This is a genomic window from Sphingomonas sp. 1F27F7B (genome assembly GCF_005503355.1).
In the GTDB taxonomy this organism is placed as follows: Bacteria; Pseudomonadota; Alphaproteobacteria; order Sphingomonadales; family Sphingomonadaceae; genus Sphingomonas.
On the sequence record NZ_SCMK01000002.1, the window covers coordinates 177,609 to 200,186 of the forward strand.

General features: G+C 68.7%; 25 protein-coding genes. 21 read left to right on the plus strand and 4 right to left on the minus strand.

Going from position 1 to position 22,578, the window contains the following annotated elements; all coding sequences use genetic code 11:
* Window positions 1–15: 15 nt before the first annotated feature.
* From FFS08_RS02600 to FFS08_RS02610, 3 genes are all read left to right on the plus strand, one after another.
* Window positions 16–387, plus strand: a complete 372-nt coding sequence (locus FFS08_RS02600; protein ID WP_137861911.1) for a tRNA-binding protein — start codon at window positions 16–18, stop codon at window positions 385–387.
* Window positions 388–466: 79 nt separating this feature from the next.
* The gene (locus tag FFS08_RS02605) at window positions 467–1,036 is read left to right on the plus strand and encodes a hypothetical protein (protein ID WP_137861910.1); all 570 of its coding nucleotides are present in this window, start codon (window positions 467–469) and stop codon (window positions 1,034–1,036) included.
* A 67-nt stretch (window positions 1,037–1,103) separates the two neighbouring features.
* On the plus strand, window positions 1,104–1,316 hold the full coding sequence (locus FFS08_RS02610) for a DUF4287 domain-containing protein (RefSeq protein WP_137861909.1): 213 nt from the start codon (window positions 1,104–1,106) through the stop codon (window positions 1,314–1,316).
* Here the strand turns inward: FFS08_RS02610 and ubiG are convergent.
* Entirely contained in the window at window positions 1,313–2,044 is a 732-nt protein-coding gene (gene ubiG / locus FFS08_RS02615; RefSeq protein WP_137861908.1) for a bifunctional 2-polyprenyl-6-hydroxyphenol methylase/3-demethylubiquinol 3-O-methyltransferase UbiG, read from the minus strand. The genes FFS08_RS02610 and ubiG overlap by 4 nt on opposite strands.
* An 85-nt stretch (window positions 2,045–2,129) precedes the next feature.
* On the opposite strand from ubiG, the gene FFS08_RS02620 reads away from it, so the two are divergent.
* From FFS08_RS02620 to FFS08_RS02630, 3 genes are all read left to right on the plus strand, one after another.
* Entirely contained in the window at window positions 2,130–3,410 is a 1,281-nt protein-coding gene (locus FFS08_RS02620) for an aspartate kinase (protein WP_137861907.1), read from the plus strand.
* A gap of 115 nt (window positions 3,411–3,525) precedes the next feature.
* Window positions 3,526–4,314 carry a hypothetical protein gene (locus tag FFS08_RS02625; protein ID WP_137861906.1) on the plus strand — a complete coding sequence of 263 codons (789 nt, stop codon included), beginning with the start codon at window positions 3,526–3,528 and terminating at the stop codon, window positions 4,312–4,314.
* A 38-nt stretch (window positions 4,315–4,352) separates the two neighbouring features.
* A complete protein-coding gene (locus FFS08_RS02630) occupies window positions 4,353–5,384 on the plus strand; it encodes an NAD(P)H-dependent flavin oxidoreductase (protein ID WP_171012434.1) in 1,032 nt (343 codons plus the stop codon).
* 3 nt (window positions 5,385–5,387) lie between these two features.
* On the opposite strand, the gene FFS08_RS02635 is transcribed toward FFS08_RS02630, so the two are convergent.
* The gene (locus tag FFS08_RS02635) at window positions 5,388–6,347 is read right to left on the minus strand and encodes a hypothetical protein (RefSeq protein WP_137861905.1); all 960 of its coding nucleotides are present in this window, start codon (window positions 6,345–6,347) and stop codon (window positions 5,388–5,390) included.
* Window positions 6,347–6,688, minus strand: coding sequence for a PadR family transcriptional regulator (locus FFS08_RS02640; RefSeq protein ID WP_137861904.1), 342 nt, complete (start codon window positions 6,686–6,688; stop codon window positions 6,347–6,349). The genes FFS08_RS02635 and FFS08_RS02640 overlap by 1 nt, the downstream gene beginning before the upstream one ends.
* A gap of 148 nt (window positions 6,689–6,836) precedes the next feature.
* Between FFS08_RS02640 and ptsP the strand changes: the two genes are divergently transcribed.
* The 6 genes from ptsP (at window position 6,837) to FFS08_RS02670 (ending at window position 14,629) form a co-directional block, all read left to right on the plus strand.
* Complete coding sequence (gene ptsP / locus FFS08_RS02645; RefSeq protein WP_137861903.1) at window positions 6,837–9,116, plus strand: phosphoenolpyruvate--protein phosphotransferase; 2,280 nt, start codon at window positions 6,837–6,839, stop codon at window positions 9,114–9,116.
* A gap of 109 nt (window positions 9,117–9,225) precedes the next feature.
* Window positions 9,226–10,155, plus strand: a complete 930-nt coding sequence (locus tag FFS08_RS02650) for a helix-turn-helix domain-containing protein (protein WP_137861902.1) — start codon at window positions 9,226–9,228, stop codon at window positions 10,153–10,155.
* Between the two features lie 77 nt (window positions 10,156–10,232).
* Complete coding sequence (locus FFS08_RS02655; RefSeq protein ID WP_137861901.1) at window positions 10,233–11,201, plus strand: tetratricopeptide repeat protein; 969 nt, start codon at window positions 10,233–10,235, stop codon at window positions 11,199–11,201.
* Window positions 11,179–12,180 carry a tRNA lysidine(34) synthetase TilS gene (gene tilS, locus FFS08_RS02660; RefSeq protein ID WP_137861900.1) on the plus strand — a complete coding sequence of 334 codons (1,002 nt, stop codon included), beginning with the start codon at window positions 11,179–11,181 and terminating at the stop codon, window positions 12,178–12,180. The genes FFS08_RS02655 and tilS overlap by 23 nt, the downstream gene beginning before the upstream one ends.
* Window positions 12,181–12,247: 67 nt before the next feature.
* Entirely contained in the window at window positions 12,248–14,209 is a 1,962-nt protein-coding gene (gene ftsH / locus FFS08_RS02665) for an ATP-dependent zinc metalloprotease FtsH (RefSeq protein ID WP_137861899.1), read from the plus strand.
* A gap of 60 nt (window positions 14,210–14,269) precedes the next feature.
* A complete protein-coding gene (locus tag FFS08_RS02670) occupies window positions 14,270–14,629 on the plus strand; it encodes a hypothetical protein (protein WP_249341016.1) in 360 nt (119 codons plus the stop codon).
* Window positions 14,630–14,633: 4 nt separating this feature from the next.
* Here the strand turns inward: FFS08_RS02670 and FFS08_RS02675 are convergent, their stop codons facing one another.
* Entirely contained in the window at window positions 14,634–15,698 is a 1,065-nt protein-coding gene (locus FFS08_RS02675; protein ID WP_137861898.1) for a DUF3667 domain-containing protein, read from the minus strand.
* Window positions 15,699–15,748: 50 nt separating this feature from the next.
* On the opposite strand from FFS08_RS02675, the gene FFS08_RS02680 reads away from it, so the two are divergent.
* The 9 genes from FFS08_RS02680 to FFS08_RS02725 all read left to right on the plus strand — a co-directional run bounded on the left by FFS08_RS02680 (window position 15,749) and on the right by FFS08_RS02725 (window position 22,577).
* On the plus strand, window positions 15,749–17,002 hold the full coding sequence (locus FFS08_RS02680) for a glutamate-5-semialdehyde dehydrogenase (RefSeq protein WP_137861897.1): 1,254 nt from the start codon (window positions 15,749–15,751) through the stop codon (window positions 17,000–17,002).
* The gene (locus FFS08_RS02685) at window positions 16,966–17,667 is read left to right on the plus strand and encodes a nicotinate-nucleotide adenylyltransferase (protein WP_137861896.1); all 702 of its coding nucleotides are present in this window, start codon (window positions 16,966–16,968) and stop codon (window positions 17,665–17,667) included. The genes FFS08_RS02680 and FFS08_RS02685 overlap by 37 nt, the downstream gene beginning before the upstream one ends.
* Window positions 17,668–17,675: 8 nt before the next feature.
* Window positions 17,676–18,056: a ribosome silencing factor gene (gene rsfS / locus FFS08_RS02690; RefSeq protein WP_502701994.1), complete on the plus strand. Its 381-nt coding sequence runs from the start codon at window positions 17,676–17,678 to the stop codon at window positions 18,054–18,056.
* Between the two features lie 26 nt (window positions 18,057–18,082).
* A complete protein-coding gene (locus FFS08_RS02695) occupies window positions 18,083–18,505 on the plus strand; it encodes a 23S rRNA (pseudouridine(1915)-N(3))-methyltransferase RlmH (protein WP_137861895.1) in 423 nt (140 codons plus the stop codon).
* A 4-nt stretch (window positions 18,506–18,509) separates the two neighbouring features.
* Window positions 18,510–19,682: a murein hydrolase activator EnvC family protein gene (locus FFS08_RS02700; protein ID WP_137861894.1), complete on the plus strand. Its 1,173-nt coding sequence runs from the start codon at window positions 18,510–18,512 to the stop codon at window positions 19,680–19,682.
* A 66-nt stretch (window positions 19,683–19,748) separates the two neighbouring features.
* Window positions 19,749–21,101: a S41 family peptidase gene (locus FFS08_RS02705; protein ID WP_137861893.1), complete on the plus strand. Its 1,353-nt coding sequence runs from the start codon at window positions 19,749–19,751 to the stop codon at window positions 21,099–21,101.
* A gap of 3 nt (window positions 21,102–21,104) precedes the next feature.
* Window positions 21,105–21,587: a disulfide bond formation protein B gene (locus FFS08_RS02710; protein WP_137861892.1), complete on the plus strand. Its 483-nt coding sequence runs from the start codon at window positions 21,105–21,107 to the stop codon at window positions 21,585–21,587.
* A complete protein-coding gene (locus FFS08_RS02715) occupies window positions 21,584–22,117 on the plus strand; it encodes a demethoxyubiquinone hydroxylase family protein (RefSeq protein WP_137861891.1) in 534 nt (177 codons plus the stop codon). The genes FFS08_RS02710 and FFS08_RS02715 overlap by 4 nt, the downstream gene beginning before the upstream one ends.
* Window positions 22,118–22,169: 52 nt before the next feature.
* A complete protein-coding gene (locus FFS08_RS02725; RefSeq protein ID WP_137861889.1) occupies window positions 22,170–22,577 on the plus strand; it encodes a hypothetical protein in 408 nt (135 codons plus the stop codon).
* The last annotated feature ends 1 nt before the right edge of the window (window position 22,578 follow it).

The following is a 22,578-nucleotide window of genomic DNA, read 5'->3' on the forward strand; positions in this document are numbered from 1 at the left end:
TGGCAGAGGAGCGGCATGCACCTCTCCCACGATCCCGCCGCCCCGGCCGCCGAGAGCATCGGCTTCGACCAGTTCCTCGCCGTCGACATCCGCGTCGGCACGATCGTCGAGGCGGTGCCCTTCCCAGAGGCGCGCAAGCCCGCCTACAAGCTGCTCATCGATTTCGGCCCCACGATTGGCCGCAAGCGTTCCTCGGCGCAGATCACCGAGCATTATGCGCTCGAGGATCTGCCTGGGCGCCAGGTCGCCGCAGTGGTGAACTTCCCGCCGCGCCAGATCGGCAAGTTCATGTCCGAGGTACTGACACTCGGCTTCCCCGACGCGGCCGGCAAGGTGGTGCTGTTCCACCCCTCCGCGCCGGTGCCCGACGGCGGCCGGCTCTTCTGATCGGTAGCGTTAACATTTCCCGTTGAAACGTTCCGGACACAGGCATAGCCTCGCCGCAAAATAACGAGGGGAGGCAAATATGACCAAGCGACTGGCGCTCGCCGCCATGGCTCTGTCGATTCCGGCGGGGGCATCCGCTCCGCTCGCCGCGCAGGAAGCGGCGCCGGCGGCGGAGCCCGAAGTGCTCAACAACGCCAATCCGGACAGCTTCCAGGTCTATGGCCTGCCGGGCGGTGCCAAGCCGATGTCGATCAAGGATGCCAAGGTCCAGTTCGGCAAGGCGATCCGCGTCGAGACGCCGGGGGGCGGCAATGTGTGGAGCGTCGGAGTCAATGCGCCGCTCCAGGCGGGCGTGAAGAAGGGCGACAAGCTGCTCATCGCCTTCTACGCCCGGGTGGAGAAGCCGGCCGAAGGCGCCACCACCGCGACGATCGCCTCGGCCCAGCTCCAGCTCGCCGCGGCACCCTATACCAAGCTGTTCGGCGAAGGCGTCACCATCGGGTCCGAATGGAAGCTCTACAAGGTCACGGGCCATGCCGATCGCGACTATGCGAAGGGAGAGCTCGCCGCGGCGCTGCACATCAACACCGCCAGGCAGACGCTCGACCTTGGCGCGATGGCGGTGCTGGATTTCGGGCAGAAACCCTGAGCCGCAGTTGCGCCGCGGTCATTGATGGGCCAGTCCTTCCCGACCATGAACATCCGGAGAGCATCGTGTGGCTGACGAACCCGTCAAGGGACCGGCTTCCTATTTCCCGTCCATCGAGCAGAAATATGGGCGCCCCATCGCCGAATGGCAGGAACTGGTGCGCAAGGCCCTGCCGGCGAAGCACATGGAACTGGTCGCCATGCTGAAGAACGAGCATGGCATGGGCCATGGGCATGCCAATGCAGTGGTGGCGCATGTGCTGGCGGCGGACAAGGGCTAGGCGCGCACCACCGTCACGAGATAATTCAGCGCCTCGCCCGTGCCGGTCACGAAGCCGCGCGCGGGCGAGAAGCCCAGGCCGGTGCGGTCAATCACCTTGAGCCCGGCGGCATGCAGCAGGTCCTCCAGTTCCTCGGGGCGGAGGAACTTGCGCCAGTCGTGCGTTCCCGGCGGAATCGCGCCCGTGCCTTCGGCCAGCGTAATCATCGCCAGATGCGAGGCGAGCGTGCGGTTGGGGGTGGAGAGGACCATCAGCCCGCCCTCGGCCAGCGCCCCCGCCAGAGCGGCGACGAACGCCGCCGGATCGGTGACGTGCTCGATCACTTCCATCGACGTCACGAGATCGAAGGCCCGTCCCGGCAGATCCTCGATCCCGCCGGCGACATATTCGACGGCCAGCCCGGTGGCGGCGGCATGCGCGCGGGCGGCGCCGACATTCTCGGGCGCAGCGTCGATGCCGGTCACTCTCGCGCCCAGTCGGGCGAGCGGCTCGGCGAGCAGGCCGGCGCCGCAGCCGACGTCGATTGCCGTCTTGCCGGCCAGCGGCGCGAAGCTCGAGGAGTCGCCGCCCCAATGCGCGTCGATCGCGGCGCGGACATAGCCCAGCCGTGCCGGGTTGAGCCGGTGGAGCATCGCCGACGAACCCCTGGGGTTCCACCAGTCCGCGGCCAGCTTGCCGAAATGCTCAGCTTCACGCGGGTCAATAGTAGCTTTGGTTGCGCTTGCCATGCGCCGCTCCTATCAGGGCGCCCCATTATCGTCATCCCCGCACGGGCGGGGACCCGACGCCCGCAAAGCAGACAGGCTCCTTTCCATGGCGCGTATCGTGATGAAGTTCGGCGGCACCTCGATGGCTGGCATCGAGCGCATCCGGAGCGTCGCGGCACGAGTCAAACGCGAATGGGAAGCCGGCAACCAGGTCGCGGTGGTCGTCTCGGCCATGGCCGGCGAGACTGATCGGCTGGTGAATTTCTGCCGCGAGGCGAGCTCGCTCTACGATCCGCGCGAATATGACGTGGTCGTATCGAGCGGCGAGCAGATCACGTCGGGGCTGCTTGCAGTCGCGCTCCAGGCGATCGGCGTGCCGGCGCGTTCCTGGCTGGGCTCGCAGGTGGCGATCCACACCGATGCCGCCCATGCCAAGGCGCGCATCCGGTCGATCGACGCCGCCGGCCTGGAAGAGGGCTGGTCGCGCGGCGAGGTCGCGGTGATCCCCGGTTTCCAGGGCATCGCCAATGACGGCAGCAACCGCGTCACCACGCTCGGCCGTGGCGGCTCGGACACCTCGGCGGTGGCAGTGGCGGCTGCGGTCAACGCGGATCGCTGCGACATCTACACCGATGTGGACGGTGTCTACACCACCGATCCGCGCATCGTGCCCAGGGCCCGCAAGCTCAGGAAGGTGACGTACGAGGAGATGCTGGAGCTTGCCAGCGTCGGGGCCAAGGTGCTCCAGACGCGCTCGGTGGGCCTGGCGATGAAGGAACAGGTCCGCGTCCAGGTGCTGTCGTCGTTCACCGGCGACGACGCTCCGATGGCGGACACGCTGCCCGGAACGATGATCGTGGGCGAAGAGGAGATTCAGGACGTGGAAAGCCAGCTCATCACCGGCATCGCGCACGACAAGAACGAAGCGAAGATCACCTTGACCGCAGTGCCGGACAAGCCCGGCGCAGTGGCGACGATCTTCAATCCGCTGGCCGAGGCCAACATCAACGTCGACATGATCATCCAGAACATCGCGCATCAGAGCACGGGTTCGGCGAGCGCGACCGACGTGACCTTCACCGTGCCGGCCGCCGATCTGGCGCGCTCGATCGAGGCGCTCAACCAGGCCAAGGGCTCGATCGGCTTTGCGGACCTGCTGCAGGATACGCGCGTTGCCAAGATCTCGGTGGTGGGCGTGGGCATGCGCAGCCATGCGGGCGTGGCGGCGACGATGTTCAAGACGCTGGGCGAGCGCGGGATCAACATCCAGGCGATCACCACCTCGGAGATCAAGGTCAGCGTCCTGATCAACGAGGACGAGACCGAGCTGGCGGTGCGCATTCTCCACACCGCCTATGGCCTCGACGCGGCCGACGAAGCGGCGTGAGCCTCGCCTGACCCGTGTCCTGCACCGCGGCTGCAACGTGCCGTAACATGCGGCGCGATGCTGCCATGTTTCGGTCGCGGTGCCGCCGCGCCGCCATGGTTGGGGCGAAATCGTGATGATGTGGCTGCGCTCCCGTCTCTTCGCCGATTCGGGACTGCTTCGCAGGCGCGGCGCCGCGTTGCTGCTCGCGCTCGTCATCGAGCTGCTGCTCGTGCTGCTCCTGCTGTTCTTCGTGCCGCCGCTGCCGGGGCGGAAGCAGGCCGGGCCGACCAATGTGTTCGGGATCGAAGCGTCGAAGGGCGAGGACAGCCCTGACAAGAAGCCGGCCGAGAAGCAGCAGCGAAAGGCCGCGAAGGCGCAGCGTCCCCAGGCCCAGGCCCGGACCCAGCCGCCGCCGCCGGTGCCCGTGCCGATCGAGACGCCGGTGCCGGTCGGACCGCCGACCTTTCTCAAGCTGAGCCGCAACGACTACCGCGAGGGCGACATCGCCAAGGTGCCCAGCCATGCCGCCACGACGGACGGCGCGGACAGCGACACCGCCGATTCGGGCGGCGGGGGTGGAGCGGGCGACACGCCGACCGCCGGCCGCAAGGGACGGAACGGCGAGACGCTCTACGTCGCCGAATGGGTGCGCGAGCCGACCAACGCGGAGCTCAATCCCTATATCAACGGGAATCGCGCGCGTTTCCCGGGCTATGGCCTGGTCGCCTGCCGCACGGTGGCGCGCAACCGGGTCGAGGATTGCTATGAGCTGGAGGAGACGCGCGGCACGGGCTTTGCCGGATCGGTTCGCCAGGCCGCGTTCCAGTTCCTCGTCCGGCCGCCGCGGGTGGGCAAGAAGCTGATGGTCGGCGAATGGGTGATGATCCGCATTGATTATCGCCGGACGGTGCGCGAACCCTGACCCTTGCCGGGTAGCATGCTGCGCGGCTAGGCGGGGGGATGACCAATGCATCTTCCATCGGCGCCGAGCGCCTGGCCCGCCGCATGGCGCGCGGCTGCGCTTTCCTGGGTTCCGAAGTCGCCATCCTCGGCGGCGCCATGTCCTGGGTGTCCGAGCGCAACCTCGTCGCCGCCATCTCCAATGCCGGCGGTTTCGGCGTGATCGCCTGTGGCGCGATGACGCCCGCGCTGCTCGATGCCGAGATCGCGGGGACCAAGGCGCTCACCGCGAAGCCCTTCGGCGTCAACCTGATAACCATGCACCCCCAGCTCTTCGAGCTGATCGAGATCTGCAACAGGCACGGCGTCGGCCATGTCGTCCTCGCGGGCGGGCTGCCGCCGGCCGGTTCGCTCGATGCGATCAAGGCCAATGGCGCCAGGCTGATCTGCTTCGCACCCGCGCTCAGCTTGGCCAAGAAGCTGATCCGCAGCGGCGTCGATGCGCTGGTGGTCGAGGGCATGGAGGCCGGCGGCCATATCGGCCCGGTCTCGACCAGCGTGCTCGCGCAGGAAATCCTTCCCGAGGTGGCCGAGCAGGTGCCGGTCTTCGTCGCGGGCGGCATCGGCCGGGGCGAGGCGATCGCCGGCTATCTCGACATGGGCGCCGCCGGCGTCCAGCTCGGGACTCGCTTCGTCTGCGCGACCGAGAGCATCGCGCATGCGAACTTCAAGAAGGCGTTCATCCGTGCCTCGGCGCGCGACGCGATCGCCAGCGTGCAGATCGATCCCCGCCTGCCGGTGATCCCCGTGCGCGCGCTCAAGAATGCCGGCGGCGAGCTGTTCACCGCCAAGCAGCGCGAAGTCGCGCAGCTGCTCGACGAGGGCAAGGTCGCGATGGCCGAGGCGCAGCTCCAGATCGAGCATTACTGGGCCGGCGCGCTGCGGCGCGCAGTGATCGATGGCGATATCGAGCATGGCAGCGTGATGGCGGGCCAGTCGGTCGGCATGGTCACGAAGGAAGAGCCGGTCGCGGATGTCATCGCGACGCTGATGGCCGAGGCGGCCCATGCGCTGGAGAAGCGCGCGGCCTGAGCCTCAGCGGCGCTCCTTGTAGAGCTGGTAGAGCTCCTTCACGCATTGCCAGGCGGAGATCGCCGCGACCACCACGACGGCGATCTCGAGGCTCTTGTCGAGGCTCTGCTGGATCTTCGCGACCTTGTCTGCATCGGGGCCGGCGACGATCACGATCTGCCCCGCCGCGCGCAGTGCCGCGGCGATGGCGAGCGTGCCCGCGGTGCTGCCGAGGATCAGCGCGGCGCGCAGCGGCTTCCAGGCCGGTCGCAGGAACCCGATCAGGCTCAGCAGGATCCGCGCCCAGACCAGCACCACCACCGGCCAGTAGAGCGTGGCCCAGACCGGCGCGGCGGCGACCTTCACGCCGTCGTCGTGCGGGAAGAAGGGGATGGTGAAGCCGCCCGCCCACCAGATGAGGAAGCCGATGCCGAAGGCGATCTCGAACGCCGGCTCCCAGCGCTTGCGCAGCGGCAGCTCGAGGCGAAGCTTGCCGAGGTCGGGCAGTTCCTCGGGCTTCCAGCGGGCGAGATAGGTATCGAGCCAGCCCGTCCGCTCGATGGCGGCGAAGGCCAGGGTGATCAGCGCGCCGATGGTGAGCAGCGTATTCGCGGCGTCGCCTAGCCCGTGGGAAATAGCCTGGAAGAAGGGCTGGCTGCCCACTGCGATTCGCCCGGCGATCTTCACCGTCTCGATCACCGCGAAGACTGCCAGCATGATCCGCAGCGCGAACCAGTAGAAGGGGAACAGCTCGGCGCCGATCAGCACCTGCTGGCCATGATACTGGCCGGCGACGGCGAGCGGATGGCCGAATTCCCTAAGGATCTGGCTGACTTCGCTCTTGTCGAGCGGCCGGCCCAGCATCTCCTCGCGATCCTCGATGCGGGCAGCGATCAGGTCTGCCAGCTCGGCGACGATGTCGTCGGCCTTGGCCGAGGGCAGGTTCCAGCGCACCGCGCCGAGATAGCGTTCGATGAGGTCCATCACTTTTCTCCCTCGGTGAGGCGCAGGATCGATTCCGAAATCGCGTTCCATTCGGCGAGCAGCTGGCCGAGCACGTGCAGGCCGTTCGGCGTCAGGCGGTAGAAGCGCTTGTTCCGCTTGGCCTCCTCGCGCCATTCGCTGGTGAGCAGCCCCTGCGCTTCCAGCCGGCGGAGCAGGGGATAGAGCGCGCCTTCGTCGATCGGCAGCCCCGCCGCTTCCAGGCTGGTGCGCAGCGTGTAGCCGTAACGCTCCTCGCGCAGCGCTCCGAGCACGGCCAGCACCAGTGATCCGCGCCGCAGCTCGACGCGCAGTTTCTCGAACAGGTCTTCCTCGACCGGCATCGCCCTGTGCCTCATATCGTGTATGACGCATACTATGTAGCGCACAGTATCATGCGCCGCAAGCGGCGACCGACGGCCGCGGATGCGCGCCTCCGACTTGTTTCGCCTGCGCATGGCGCATGCGAACACAATCTGTTAGCGCGCATCCATGCCCGTTTCCGCAGCCGCCTCGGCCCGTGAGATACTGACGCGCCTCCACGATGTGATGGCGTCGCGCAACCCGGCGCAATCGAAGCTCAATTCGGTGGTCAACATCATCGGCGAGGCGCTCTCGAGCGAGGTCTGCTCCATCTATCTGCTGCGCGAGGGGCTGCTCGAGCTGTTCGCCACGCGCGGCCTAGCGCAGGAGGCGGTGCACGTCACCAAGCTGGCGCCGGGCGAGGGCCTGGTCGGCACCATCGCGCAGAATGTCGAGACGCTGAACCTCGACGAGGCCGAGCTGCATCCTGCCTTCGCCTATCGCCCGGAAACGGGGGAAGAGGCGTTCCACAGCTTCGCCGGCGTGCCGATCATCCGGCGCGAGCGGGCGGTGGGGGTGCTCGCCGTGCAGCATGCCGAATCGCGTCGCTACGAGAGCGAGGAGATCGAGGCGCTGCAGACCGTGGCGATGGTGCTCAGCGAGCTGATCGCCAATGCCGATCTGATCGATCCCGCCAGCGGCGGCGGCTCCACCCGGCTCCAGTCGACTGCGCCCGAGCTCGGGCACGGCTTCAAGCTGGTCGACGGCATGGCTGCCGGTGTCGCGGTCTTCCACCAGCCGCGCATCGTGATCGAGCACACGGTCGCCGAGGATACCGAGGCGGAGCGCCACCGCGTCTATGCCGCGTTCGACAAGATGCGCGAACAGATCGACCGCATGGCCAGCCAGGCCGAGTTCGGCGGCGGCGGCGAGCAGGACGAGATCCTCGCGACCTACAAGATGTTCGCCTATGACGAAGGCTGGTCGCGCCGGATCAACGAGGCGATCGATTCCGGCCTCACCGCGGAGGCGGCGATCGAGCGCGTCCAGCAGCGCACGCGTCAGCGCATGCGCGAGATCGACGATCCGCTGCTGCGCGACCGGATGCACGATCTGGAGGATCTGTCCAACCGGCTGCTCCGCATCGTCTCGGGCCAGCTCGGCACCGCGGCGCAGATGGGGCTGCGGCAGGATTCGATCCTGATCGCCAAGAATCTCGGCCCGGCCGAGCTGCTCGAATATGATCGCCGGCGCCTGAAGGGCGTGGTGCTGGAGGAAGGCTCGCTCACCGCGCACGTCACCATCGTCGCGCGCGCCATGGGCGTGCCGGTGCTGGGGCGCGTCCGCAACATCCGCCAGATGATCGCCGAGGGCGACATGCTGCTGCTCGACACCAGCGAGGAGAGCCTGTTCGTCCGCCCCACCCAGGCGATGCAGGAAGCGTTCGAGACCAAGCTCGAGCTGAGCCAGAAGCGCCGCGCCGCCTTTGCCCGGATGCGCGGCGTCGCCCCGGTGACGACTGACGGGCACCGCGTGACGGTGATGGTCAATGCCGGCCTGCGCGACGATATGGCGGCGCTGGACCTCACCGGCGCCGACGGCATCGGCCTGTTCCGCACCGAATTCCAGTTCCTCGTCTCGGCCACGCTCCCCCAGCGCGAAATGCAGCGCCGCCTCTACAAGGACGTGCTCGACGCCGCCGGCGACAGGTCCGTCACCTTCCGTACCGTCGATATCGGCGGCGACAAGGCGCTGCCCTATCTCAACCATGACGAGGATGGCGAGGAAGAGAATCCCGCGATGGGCTGGCGGGCGCTGCGGCTCGCGCTCGATCGCGACGGGCTGATGAAGGCGCAGGCGCGCGCGCTGATCGAGGCGGGCGCCGGCCGCACGCTCAACATCATGTTCCCGATGGTCTCCGAGCCCTGGGAGTTCGACGCGGCGCGCGACCTGTTCGAGGCCCAGCGCACCTGGCTCGCCGCGCGCGGGCGCAAGATGCCGGCCGAGATCCGCTACGGCGCGATGCTCGAGGTGCCGGCGCTGGCGGAAGTGCTCGACCTGTTGCTGCCGCGGCTCGACTTCCTCTCGATCGGCACCAATGACCTCACGCAGTTCCTCTTCGCCGCCGACCGCGCGCATCCCAAGCTGGCGCTGCGCTACGATTGGCTGAGCCCGTCGATTCTGCGCTTCCTCAAGCGCGTGGCGGATCAGTGCCGGGCGGGCGGCGTGCCGGTGGGCGTGTGCGGCGAGATGGGCGGACGGCCGCTGGAAGCGCTGGCATTGCTCGGGCTCGGCATTGATCGCCTGTCGATCACGCCGGCCGCGGTCGGGCCGATCAAGGCGATGGTGCGCTCGATCGATCGGGCCGAGCTGATGGCGGCGATGGCGCGGATGCTGGCCGATCCGGGCGGCTCGCTGCGCGACCAGCTGGAGGCCTGGGCGAGCGAACATTCCGTCGAACTGGCCTGATCCACCGGCAAAATCACCCCGGCCGGCGTTGACAGGCGCGGCTTGGTGAACGACAGCTTCAGCCGTCGGCGGGAGCAACGGGCGCAACCCTTCCGCCCGGAGAGTATGGATGGAAGGCGAAGCCGCCGAAGACCCGACCCTGTTTCCCGCCAGCGTGGGCGAGAAGCTGCGTGCCGCGCGCGAGGCGCAGGGACTCGACCTTCCCGAGATCGCCGCGCGCACCCGCATTCCGCAGCGCCATCTCGAGGCGATCGAGAAGGGCAATTATGCCGGGCTGCCGTCGATCACCTATGCGCTCGGCTTCGCCAAGGCCTATGCCCGCGCGGTCGGCGCCGACGAAGTGATGATCGCGCGCGAGCTGCGCACCGAGCTGCATCGCAATCCCGAGCGCGCCGCGCCCGTGCCCGCCTATGAGACCAGCGACCCGGCGCGCGTGCCGCCGCGCGGGATCGTCATTTTCGGCGTCGTCCTGGCGCTGCTGCTCGTGGTGGGCGGGATACTCTATTACGGCACCGACCTGTTCCGCGGCAGCGCGCCCGCGCCCGAGACGCTGGCGACCGAGGAGCCGCAGGCGAATCTGGCCGACAATGCGAGCGTCGCCAATGTCGCCACGCCGGTGGCGGCCGGCGGCGGCCAGGTCTCGCTGATCGCGCTCGACACCGTCTGGATCCGCGTCACCGATGCCAAGGGCACCAGGCTGGTCGAGAAGGAGCTCGCGCCCGGCGAGCGCTACGACGTGCCGGCCGATGCCGATCATCCGCGTATCCGCACCGGGGGCCCGGAAAAGATCCAGGTGACGCTGAACGGCTCGAACGTGGATCCGCTCGGCCGCGCCGGCACGACGGTGGACGTCGAGGTGAGCGCCGATGCGCTGCGCGCCCGCGGCCAGCCGGGCGCGTCGCCGACGCCGGCGGCCGCCGTGCCGGCCGCCGCGGCACCGGCCGCGCGTCGCGAGCGTCCGGCAGCACGCCTCTCGGCGACGCCGGCGCTGGCGCCCGTCGAGCCGGCTGCGACGAGCACTGGCAACAGCACGCCGTAAGGACTGGCGAGGCATATCGCCTCCCGGCTATAGCGGACGAATTCTCCATGTCTGACCTGCACCGGGGGGTGTGATCGATGCGTTTTCTTCTTGCCGCCACCGCAATGGCCGTCGTCTTCGGCGCCGGCACCGCCCAGGCCCAGGATTCCGCCCTGTCCGGCCGCGTCGATCGGCTGGAGCGCGAGATGCGCGCCGTGCAGCGCAAGGTGTTCCCGGGCGGCGCCGGCCAGACGGTGGAGCCGCAGATCACGCCGGAGACCAGCACCAACGTGCCCGGCACTCCTTCGAGCGCGCCGATCATCGACCTGACTCAGCGCGTCACCGCGATGGAGGAGCAGCTGCGCACGCTCACCGGCCAGGTCGAGCAGGGCCAGTATCGCGTGCGCCAGCTTGAGGATGCCTTCGCTGCCTATAAGCGGGGCACCGATGCGCGCATCAAGGGCATCGAGGACCGCGCGACCGCCAATGCGGCGCTGGGCGGCGAGGATACGACGGTGCCGGCCGATACCGCCGGCGCGACGATCCGTCCTCCGGCAACGGGCACGCGCCCGGCCACGCCGGCCCCGGCGGCGAGCGGTACGACGCCCGCCACGCCCAGGCCCGGCGGCACGCGCGCCCAGCAGGTCGCGGCGATCGAGAAGCCCAATTCGGGGGATCCCGCCGAGGACGGCTATGCCTATGGCTTCCGCCTGTGGCAGGCGAAGCTCTATCCCGAGGCTCGCCGCGAGCTCGAGGCGGTGGCGACGAAATATCCGACGCACCGCCGTGCCAGCTATGCGCAGAACCTGCTCGGCCGCGCCTATCTCGACAGCGGCGCGCCCAGCCTGGCCGCGGTGGCCTTCTACGAGAACTACAAGAAGAATCCCAAGGGCGAGCGCGCGCCCGACAGCCTCTATTATCTGGCCCAGGCGCTCATCAAGCTGAAGAAGCCGGCCGCCGAGGTTTGCAAGGTCTATACCGAGCTCGACCAGCTCTATGGCGACAAGCTCTCGGCCGAGATGAAGACGGGCGTGGCGGAGGGCCGTGCAAGCCAGAAGTGCAAGTGAGCGGCTGACGCTCGACCGGGAAAGGGTCGAGCGCTTCCGCCGCGATTGCGAGGCGCTCGCCGGCGCCGCTCCGGACGGCGAGCACAGGCTGGCACTTGCCGTCTCGGGCGGGCCGGACAGCCTTGCCTTGCTCCTCCTCGCCGATGCGGCGTTTCCGGGCGCGGTGATCGCCGCGACCGTCGATCACGGCCTGCGGCCCGAGGCGGCCGAGGAAGCGGCTCTCGTCCGGCGGCTGTGCGACCGGATCGGCGTCCCGCACGAGACGCTTGCCGGGAACGTGCCCGCCGCCGGTAATCTCCAGCAGGGCGCGCGGGCGCTGCGCTATGCGCTGCTCGCGGATTGGGCGGCGGGCCGCGCCGCCTGGCTCGCCACCGCGCACCAGCAGGACGACCTTGCCGAGACGTTGCTGATGCGCGTGCGCCGCGGCGCGGGGGTGGGCGGGCTTGCCGCGATGGCGGCGGCGCGGCCGCTCGGCGCCGTCACGCTGATCCGTCCGCTGCTCCACTGGACCCGCGCGGAGCTGGAGGCGATCGTCGCGGAGGCGGGGATCGCGCCGGTGCGCGATCCCTCCAACGCCGATCCGCGTTTCGATCGGGCTCGCATCCGCGGCTTGCTGGCGGAGACCGGGGAACTCCCCGCCGGGCGCCTCGCCGCCGCCGCGCGCAACCTGCGCGATGCCGAGGATGCGCTGGCCTGGGTTGCCGATCGCGAGTGGCTGGCGCGCGCGGCGGTCGAAGGCGGTTCGGTCTCGCTCGATCCCGCCGGCCTGCCGCGCGAACTCCGCCGCCGCCTCGTCGAGCGCGCGGTGGCGACGGTCCGTGCCGCGCACGGCCTGAGCCCCGATTGGCGGGAGACGGGGCTCGAGCCGCTGCTCGCCGCGCTCGATGCCGGCGGCTCCGGTACGATTGCGGAAGTGCTGGCGCGCACCAGGGCCGCTATCTGGCATTTCGCGCTGGCGCCGCCGCGTCGATCACACTGATCGACGCTGTTCCATTGCCATTAACTCGGCCGTGCCTATCTTGGCAGCGGAAAGGTACCGAATCCGCATGAGCGACAACGACAAGCAGCAGGGCCCCGACAATGGGGGCAGCAACCCCTGGATGAAGAGCCTGCTGATCTGGGTGGGCATTCTGGCGGCGCTCGCCCTGTTCGTGACGATCTTCGACAACCGCAACGCCGCCGCGCCGGGCGATGCCATGGCCTATTCCGATTTCATGGCCAAGGTGAACAATGGCGAGGTGAAGTCGGTCAACATATCGCGGGCCACCGGCGTGGTCAGCGGCGAGCTCTCGAACGGGGGCAAGTTCCGCACCAATGCGCCCGAGGATCCCTCGATGACCGGGACGTTGCTCGCGAAGAATGTGAAGGTCTCGGTTCGCGCCGAGGAAGGTCCGAACATCTGGATCTATCTCCTCTACCAGTCGCTGCCGTTCCTGCTGATGCTCGGCATCGCCTTTTTCGTGATCCGCCAGATGCAGAAGGGCTCGGGCTCGGGCGCGATGGGCTTTGGCAAGTCGCGCGCGCGCCTGCTTACCCAGAAGGAAGGCAAGGTCACCTTCGACGACGTGGCGGGCATCGACGAGGCGCGCGAGGAGCTGCAGGAGATCGTCGAGTTCCTGAAGGACCCGACCAAGTTCGCTCGCCTGGGCGGCAAGATTCCCAAGGGGGCGCTGCTGGTCGGCTCGCCGGGCACCGGCAAGACGCTGCTCGCCCGCGCGATCGCGGGCGAGGCGGGCGTGCCCTTCTTCACCATCTCGGGCTCGGACTTCGTCGAGATGTTCGTCGGCGTCGGCGCCAGCCGTGTGCGCGACATGTTCGAGCAGGCCAAGAAATCGGCCCCCTGCATCGTCTTCATCGACGAGATCGACGCAGTCGGCCGCTCGCGCGGCGCGGGCCTGGGCAACCAGAATGACGAGCGCGAGCAGACGCTCAACCAGCTGCTCGTCGAGATGGACGGCTTCGAGGCGAACGAGGGCATCATCATCATCGCGGCGACCAACCGCCCCGACGTGCTCGATCCCGCCCTGCTGCGCCCGGGCCGCTTCGATCGCCAGGTCCAGGTGCCGCGTCCGGACATCGAGGGCCGGGTGAAGATCCTCCAGGTCCATATGAAGAAGGTGCCGCTGGCGCCCGACGTCGAGCCGCGGGTGATCGCGCGCGGCACGCCGGGCTTCTCGGGCGCCGATCTCGCCAATCTGGTCAACGAAGCGGCGCTGCTCGCCGCCCGCCGCGGCAAGCGGCTGGTCGCGGCGCAGGAATTCGACGATGCGCGCGACAAGGTGCTGATGGGCGCCGAGCGCCGCTCGATGGTGATGACCGACGACGAGAAGCGGATGACCGCCTATCACGAGGCCGGCCACGCCCTGGTCTTCGCCCATGAGCCGACCGCGGACCCGATCCACAAGGCGACGATCATTCCGCGCGGCTTCGCGCTGGGCATGGTCCAGCCGCTGCCGGAACGGGACAGCTATTCCTATCACCGCGACAAGATGCACGCCGACATCGCCGTGGCGTTCGGCGGCCGCATCGCCGAGGAGCTGATCTTCGGCTATGACAAGGTCTCGTCGGGCGCCTCGAACGACATCATGCAGGCGACGCGCCTCGCCCGCGCGATGGTGACGAAATGGGGCCTGTCGGACGAAGTCGGCCCGCTCGATTTCTCCGAGAATGACGAGAGCTACGGCTATGCGATCGCGCGCGCCAAGCCGATGTCGGACGAGACGGCGCGGCTGATCGACATGGAAGTGAAGCGCTTCGTCGAGCGCGGCCTCGGCCGTGCCCGCCAGCTGCTCACCGATCATATCGACCAGCTCCACACCATCGCCCAGGCGCTGCTCGAATATGAGACGCTCACCGGCGAGGAGATCAAGCGGCTGATCGCGGGCGAGGATCTCGGCCGCGAGGATCCGGGCGCTGCCGCGCGCCCGGCGGCGGTGGCGGGGACTTCGATCCCCAAGATCCGCAAGCCCAAGGGACCGTTCGGCCAGCCGACGCCGCAGGGCGCCTGAGTTCCGCCATCATCGGCTGTGAAAAGCCCTCCCACGAGCCATCGCGGGAGGGTTTTTTACATGCTGCATCCGTTTCTCTTGCTGCTCCTTGCGGCGGGCGCGGCGCCGATGACCGTGGCCGAGTTCCTCGCCAAGGCGGACTCGCTCAAGGCGAAGGGAATGCTCGCCGCCTTCTCGCCCGACTACAGGCTGCTGCGCGAGGAGATGGAGCAGGTGGCCAATGGCTGGCGCGCCGAGCTGGCCGCGCAGCAGGCGGCCGGGCGCAAGCCGCACAGCTGCCCGCCGCCGAAAGGGCAGGTCAGGATGGGCGGCCCGGAGCTGCTTGCCGAATTCCAGAAGATCCCGGCGGCCCAGCGCAACGTCAGCGTGAAGACTGCCTTCTACGCGATCATGCAGCGTCGCTATCCCTGTTCCGGCTGAGCGCTCAGCCGAACAACCCGAGCGCGACCAGGACCAGCACGAACAGCACCAGGATCCAGGTGATGAAGAAGGTCAGCACCCAGGCGCGCATGAAGGCCGAGAACCAGCCGATGTCATAGGCCTGTTTCAGCTGGCGGGTGATGTGGATGAAGGGCACCAGCAGCGCCGCGAACCCCAGCCAGCCGCCGCCGAGCCCGATCGCGGCGGCGATCGTCACCACGATGTAGAAGAGCGACATGAACGCGATCGAATAGGTGATGAAGATCGTGTGGTCGTAGAGCTTGTACTGCCGCTTCCAGAAGAACAGCACCCATAGGAAGGGGAGCGAGAGCGGAATCAGCAGCCAGGAGAATTTGTAGCTCGCCGACTGGAGCTTGTAGAGCATCAGCGAGGGGTTCTTCTGCCATTTCTCGATGCCGTGATCGAGCGCGGGCCAGCCGGTGTGCGCGGCCGTCGATTCCACCGACACATTGCCGCGGCCCAGCGCGTTGGCCGCCTTGTCGAGCCCGGCAAGGTCGCTCTGCGCGTCGGCGATCCGCTCGCGATATTCCTCGCGTTCGCTGTCGTCCTCGGCCCTGGCGAGCTTGGTCTGCGCCTTTTCCAGTTTCCTCTGGGTATTTTTCTTCGCCGCGTCGATCGCGGCGACGGGCTTCAGCGATCCGATATCGAGGTCAGTCGGCGTGGAGATGCCTGTCCAGGAGAAGACCGCGAACATCGCGAAGACCGAGAAGAGGAAGATCGCCATCGGCGAGACGAAGCGCGCGCGCTCGCCGTCGATATAGCGCCGCGTCAGTTCGCCGGGCCGCCAGGCGAGCATCGGCAGGGTCCGCCACAACTTGCCTTCGAAATGGAAGACGCCGTGCAGGATATCGTGCCCGATCGCCGAAAGCGAACGGTGGACATGCCCCGCCTGTCCGCAATTATGGCAATGCGATCCGACCAGCGCGGTCCCGCAATTGAGGCAGAGCCCATGGCTGTCGCCATGGCCTTCTCCTGCACTCGGCTCCATGGCGCGGCCAAGCAGCGCCCCCGTTGCCAGTTCCCCGGCCGCTTCGATTTCCCCCGACATGGCGGCGGACCTATCAGCTTGATGTTGCGCGTGCTAGGCGCAAGCGCAGCATGACCGACACCGCAGCCTTGATCGCCGAAATGGCCGCCCGCGCCCGCCTCGCCTCGACGAAGCTCGCCGCGATGCCGACCCCGGCCAAGGCGGCTGCGCTGCGTGCCGCCGCCGCCGCGATCCGCGCCGATTCCGCGGCGATCCAGGCCGCCAATGCCGAAGACATGGCCGCCGCCGAAGCAAATGGCCTGTCCGGCGCGCTGCTCGACCGGCTGAAGCTCGATGCGGGCCGGATCGAGGCCATGGCCGCCGGGGTGGCGGCAGTGGCGGCGCTCGCCGATCCCGTCGGCGAGATGATCGACCGGGTCGAGCGGCCCAACGGCCTGGTGCTCACACGGGTGCGCGTGCCGATCGGGGTGATCGGCATCATCTATGAGAGCCGGCCCAATGTCACGGCCGATGCCGGGGCGCTCTGTGCAATGGCGGGCAATGCCGCGATCCTGCGCGGCGGCTCGGAGGCGATCCGCTCGAACCGTGCCATCCACGCCGCGCTCGCCCGCGGGCTGGCGGAAGGGGGCATGCCCGGGGATGCGGTGCAGCTTGTCCCCGTCACCGATCGTGCCGCGGTCGGCGCGATGCTCGCTGCGGAGGGGGCGATCGACATGATCGTGCCGCGTGGCGGCAAAGGCCTTGTCGCCCGCGTTCAGGCGGAGGCGCGCGTCCCCGTGCTCGCCCATCTCGACGGGCTCAACCACACTTATATCGACGCCGCCGCCGATCCGGCGATGGCACGCGATCTCGCGCGCAATGCCAAGATGCGCCGCACCGGCATCTGCGGCGCCACCGAGACATTGCTGATCGACCGCGGCTTCGCCGATCCGAAGCCGGTGCTGGCCGAGCTGGCCGATGCCGGCTGCGAGCTGCGCGGCGACGCCGAGATCCGGGCGCTCGAGCCGCGCGCGGTCGCCGCCGATGCCGAGGATTGGGATACCGAGTATCTCGATTCGATCCTGTCGGTGAAGCTGGTCGATGGCGTCGATGCGGCGATGGCGCACATCGCCGCGCACGGCTCGCATCACACCGACGCGATCGTCACGGCCGACGAAGCCACGGCCGAACGGTTCCTGGCGCAGGTCGACAGCGCGATCGTGATGTGGAACGCCTCCACGCAGTTCGCCGACGGCGGCGAGTTCGGGCTGGGCGCCGAGATCGGCATCTCGACCGGCCGTCTCCATGCCCGCGGCCCGGTCGCGCTCGAAGGGCTGACGACGTACAAATGGGTGGTGCGGGGCACGGGGCAGGCGCGGCCTTGAAGCGCATCGGCCTGCTCGGCGGCTCGTTCAATCCGGCGCACCTCGGACATCGCAAGCTCTCGCTCCACGCCATCCGGGCGCTGGGGCTCGACGAGGTGTGGTGGCTCGTCTCGCCGGGCAATCCGCTGAAGGACAAGGCCGGCATGGCGCCGTTCAAGGCGCGGATGGCCTCGGCCGGGCGGATGGCGCGGCATGCGCCGATCCGCGTGTCGGACATCGAGAAGCGGATCAAGACGCGCTACACCGCCGATACGATCCGCAAGTTGCCGCGGCTCTTCCCGCGCCATCGCTTCATCTGGCTGATGGGAGCGGACAATCTGGCCCAGTTCCACAAATGGGAGCGCTGGCGTGAGATTGCCGAGCAGGTTCCGATTGCGGTGATCGCCCGTCCGGGGTATGATCGCGACGCCCATGCAAGTCCTGCAATGGGTTGGCTGCGGCGCGCTGTGCGGCCCGCAGGCCAGGCGAAGAACTGGACGCGTTGGAGATTGCCGGCCCTCGTGCTGTTGCGCTTCCGCCCCGATCCGACTTCGGCGACGAGCCTTCGGGCCGCCGATCCCGCCTGGCACCGGCGTTATGCGGGTGCCCGTCAAAGTGTCACTTTGATGGGAGAAGCTACCGCGTCGTCTCCACAACAATTTCGCACAGACAAGTTGCAACCCTAGGAGGCCCCTTGGCCACATCGCCCAATGTTCTGCGTTCGCCCGATGCCGCTGGTGGCACCGAGGCGCTGCATCAGCTCGTGATGGCGTCGCTCGACGACGATCAGGCGGTCGAGACGGTCTCGATCCCGCTCGCCGGCAAGAGCAGCATCGCCGACTATATGGTCGTGGCATCCGGCCGCTCGACGCGCCAGGTCGCGTCGATGGCGGTGAAGCTCGCTGACAAGATCAAGGCCGAGTTCGGCCGCACGCCGCGCGTGGAGGGCCTGCCCACCGCCGATTGGGTGCTGATCGATGCGGGCGACGTGATCGTCCACCTGTTCCGGCCCGAGGTGCGCAGCTTCTATAATCTCGAGCGGATGTGGTCGTTCGGCGAAGCCGGCCAGGCGTGATCCGCTAGAAGGGAGCGGCGCGGGCAATGCAGCTCCATATCGTCGCGCGCGGCAAGATCGGGCGCAGCCCCGAGGCGGAGCTGGTCGATCGCTATCTGAAGCGCATCCAATGGCCGACGCGGGTGACCGAGCTGCCTGATACCGGCGGCCGGACGCCCGAACCCGCTCCCGCCACCAAGATCGTCCTGCTCGACGAGACCGGCGAGAACCTGCCCTCGCGGGTGCTCGCCGAGCGGCTGGGCGCCTGGCGCGACGACGGGGTGCGCGAGGCGCGGTTCCTGATCGGTGCGGCGGACGGGTTCGGCGACGCCGAGCGCGCCCAGGCCGATCTGCTGCTCAGCTTTGGCCGCGCCACCTGGCCGCACATGATGGCGCGGGTGATGCTCGCCGAGCAGCTGTGGCGCGCCACGTCGATCCTTGCCAACCACCCCTATCATCGCGAAGGCTGAGCGCATGCTCCGCCCGCTGATCCTCGGCGCCAGCCTGCTGGCGATCCTCGCCACCGGCAGCCTGGCCGGGGCGCAGGCGCCCAGCCTCGCCGAGCAGCAGGGCCGGCTGCGCGATGCCAACGCCCAGTCACGGGCGGCGCAGGCCCGCAGCGCCCAGCTCGAGCGCCAGGCGGCGTCCGAGCGCGACCAGGCGCTCCAGGCCCGCGCCCGCGAAGCCGCCGCGGCCGAACGGATCAAGGCGGCGGAAGCGGACATCGCCGCCGCGCGCGCCCGCATCTCGATCGTCGATCGCCAGCTGGCGGACCAGCGCACTCGGGTGGCCGAGCGCCAGGGCCCGATCCTCCGCCTGATCGCCGCACTCCAGTCGATGGCTCGCCGGCCGGCGGTGCTCGGCCTGGTCCAGCCCGGCTCGACCAGCGACATGGTCCATGTCCGCGCCGTGCTCGGCACCGTCATGCCGGTGGTCGAGGCGCGCACCCGCGACGTGCGGGCCGAGCTCGGCCGCATCCGCGCGCTGCGCGCCGATGCGCTTGCCGCCGTCCGCAGCTTCCGCGACGCGCGTCAGCGGATCGAGGACGAGCGGACCGCGCTCGTCAAGCTCGAGGCGGATCACCGCGCCCGCTCGCGCGCGCTTGCCTCCAGCGCGCTGGTCGAATCGGATCGCGCCATCGCCCTGGGCGAGCGCGCCCGCGAAATCGTCGACCAGATGGAGACGGCGGGCGCGGCCGCCGAGATCCAGGCCGATCTCGCCACGCTTCCCGGCCCGCTGCCTCGCCCCGGCAGCGCCGTCGCCCCGTCCCCGCACAAGGGCGGGGCGCCCTATCTGCTTCCGGTCGCCGGTGCGGTCGTCACCGGCATGGGCGAGCTTTCCGCCACCGGCGTGCGTGCCCGCGGCGTCACGCTCGCCTGCGCGGCCAATGCCGATGCCGTCGCGCCAGCGCCCGGCCGCATCCTGTTCGCCGGCCCGTTCCGCGACTATGGCGGCGTGGTGATCATCGATCATGGCAATGGCTGGACCAGCTCGGTCACCGGGCTCGGCACCACCACCGCCCGCGTCGGCGAGCGGGTGGCGCAGGGCGCGCCGATCGGCCGGGCGCCGGGCGGCCCCGCGCCGCGCGTCACGGTCGAGCTCCGGCGCCGCGGCGAGCCCATGGATCTTGCGCGCCTGCTCGGCTGATTGTGCCGTGCAATTGCCGCGATCCCGTCCTAGATTGATCCTCGAACGCGTTTCCGGAAAGTAACTATGCTTCGTTCGTTCCTTCAGGTCACCGCCGCGGTCGGCGCGCTGGCGCTCGTCCCCGTTGCTTCCGGCGCCATGGCCGGCGTGGATACTGCGAGCTTCAAGGAGCTCGATACCTTCATGGAAGTCTACAGCCAGGTGAAGGCGAACTATGTCGACAAGGTCGACGACAAGACGCTGATGAAGGGCGCGATCCAGGGCATGCTCGCGGCGCTCGATCCGCATTCCAGCTATGCCGACGGGCTCGATTTCGACAATCTGAAGATCCAGACCGACGGCAATTATGGCGGCCTCGGCCTGACGGTCACCCAGGAAGACGGCGCAGTGAAGGTGGTCGCCCCCACCGAAGACACGCCGGCGGCGCGCGCGGGCATGAAGTCGGGCGACTTCATCACGCATATCGACGGCAAGTTCATCGTCGGCGGCGGCCTCGACGACGCGATCCAGGCGATGCGCGGCAAGCCGGGCACCAGCGTGACGCTCACCGTCATCCGCCCGGGCGCCGACAAGCCGCTCACCTTCACCATGAAGCGCGAGATCATCGTGCAGCGGCCGGTGAAGTGGGACGTCAAGGACGGCGTCGGCATCATCAACATCAACACCTTCACGGCCCAGACCGGGGCCGACACGATCAAGGCGATCCAGGAGATCGACAAGAAGCTCGGCCACAAGCCGCTCGGCTACATCGTCGATCTGCGCGAGAATGGCGGCGGGCTGCTCAGCCAGGCGATCGAAGTGTCCGACATATTCCTGTCGCACGGCGAGATCGTCTCGCAGCGCGGCCGCGAGAAGACCGACATCGAGCGCTGGTATGCCGATGTGAGCGAACCGGGCATCGTCTCGGTCCCGGGCGACCTGGCCAAGGGCCTGCCGGTGGTCGTGCTGATCGATGCGGGCACTGCCTCGGCGTCCGAGATCGTCGCCGGTGCGCTGCAGGATCATCACCGCGCGCTCGTGATGGGCGTGCGTAGCTTCGGCAAGGGGTCGGTCCAGTCGATCCTGCCGATGGGCCCGCGCGCCGCGCTGCGCCTCACCACCGCGCGCTATTACACGCCTTCGGGCCGTTCGGTGCAGGAAGGCGGTATCAAGCCCGACCTGCTCGTGCCGCAGCTTTCCGATCCCGACTACAAGGTCCGGCCCTCGATCCGCGAGGCGGACCTGCGCGCGCACCTGATCAACAACGACAAGGTCGATGATTCGGTGCTCGAGGACGATCAGCGGACCGATCCGCGATTCGCCAAGACGGCGGAGCAGCTGAAGAAGGAGGGGATCGACGACTTCCAGCTCTATTATGCGCTGCAGACTCTCTCGCGCCTCGGGCCCAGGACCCAGGTTGCCGCAACACGGAGCAAATAAGCCATGCGCAACGACGGCCTTCGCATCGCGCGCTGGATCGCGCTCCTCCTTCCGCTGGCGCTGGTCGGCGGCGCCCATCTCTCCGAATTCTTCGGGCTGGTGCCGTGCGAGATGTGCTGGTGGCAGCGCTGGCCGCATTACGCCGCGATACTCGTCGCGCTCTCGGCCTTTTTCGTCCGGAATGGCCCGGCGCAGCGGACGATCGTGCTGCTCGCCGCCACGCTGATCGCAGTGAGCGGCGGCATCGGCGTCTTCCATGCCGGCGTCGAATATAAGTGGTGGGAGGGCATCACGGCCTGCACCGCTCAGGTGCATGGCGACAATCCGATGGACATGCTGAACGACGCGCTGCGCCGCCCGCTGATCCGCTGCGACGTGCCGCAATGGACGCTGTTCGGGATCAGCCTTGCCGGCTTCAACGCGATCCTCTCGCTGGGCGGGGCGGCGGTGATCTGCCTGCTCGCCGTGCGGCGGGGCCGGGCATGAGCTGGAAGCCCGGCGATCGGCGCGAGGGGCTGGCCTCGATGGTCCGCGTCGATCAGGCGGGCGAATATGGCGCGACGCGCATCTATGCCGGCCAGCTCGCGGTGATGGGCGATCGCACGCCGATGGCGCGGATGATCGCCGGCATGGCAAGCCAGGAAGAGCGGCACCGCGCCTTTTTCGATGCGATGATCGCGCGCCGCGGCGTGCGCCCGACTGCGCTCCAGCCCTTCTGGAACGTCGCCGGCTTCGCGCTGGGGGCCGTCACCGCGGCGATGGGCCCGGAGGCGGCGATGGCCTGCACCGCCGCGATCGAGACCGAGATCGATCTGCATTACCAGCATCAGCTCGAGGAGATCGGCGACAGCGACCCCGAGCTTGCCGAAGCCGTGGCGAAGTTCCGCGACGAGGAGCTCGAGCATCGCGATACCGCGCTGGCGCACGGCGCCGAACATGCGCCCGCCTATCCGCTGCTGTCCGGATTGATCCGTGCCGGCTGCCGCGCTGCCATTGCGATATCGAAACGGATATAAAGGCCCCATTCAGCCGTTTTGGACCAGGCACGGCACATACAGGAGTAAGCCGATGTTGAACCGGATCATGATCGCAGCCGCGCTCGCCGCCATCCCGATGCTGCTGCCCGCCGCCGCGCATGCCCAGAATGCGGCGCAGAACGGCGTGCTGGTGATCTACGGCAAGGACAAGTGCCCGACCAATTCGAACGGCGAGGAGATCGTGGTCTGCAAGCGCCTCGACGAGCGCGAGCGCTATCGCATCCCCTCGAACCTGCGCGAGGAGGCCGGTCCGCCGCAAAAGACCGAGAGCTGGGCGGTGCGTTCGCAGGACGCGCTCACCTCGGGCAATTTCGGCACCGGCAGCTGCTCGACCACTGGCGCGGGTGGCGGCACCGGCTGCTTCGTCCGCCAGGCGACGATCGCGCGCGCCGAGGCACGGGCGCGCAAGAAGGCCGAAGAGAATCTGCCGCTGCCCTGAT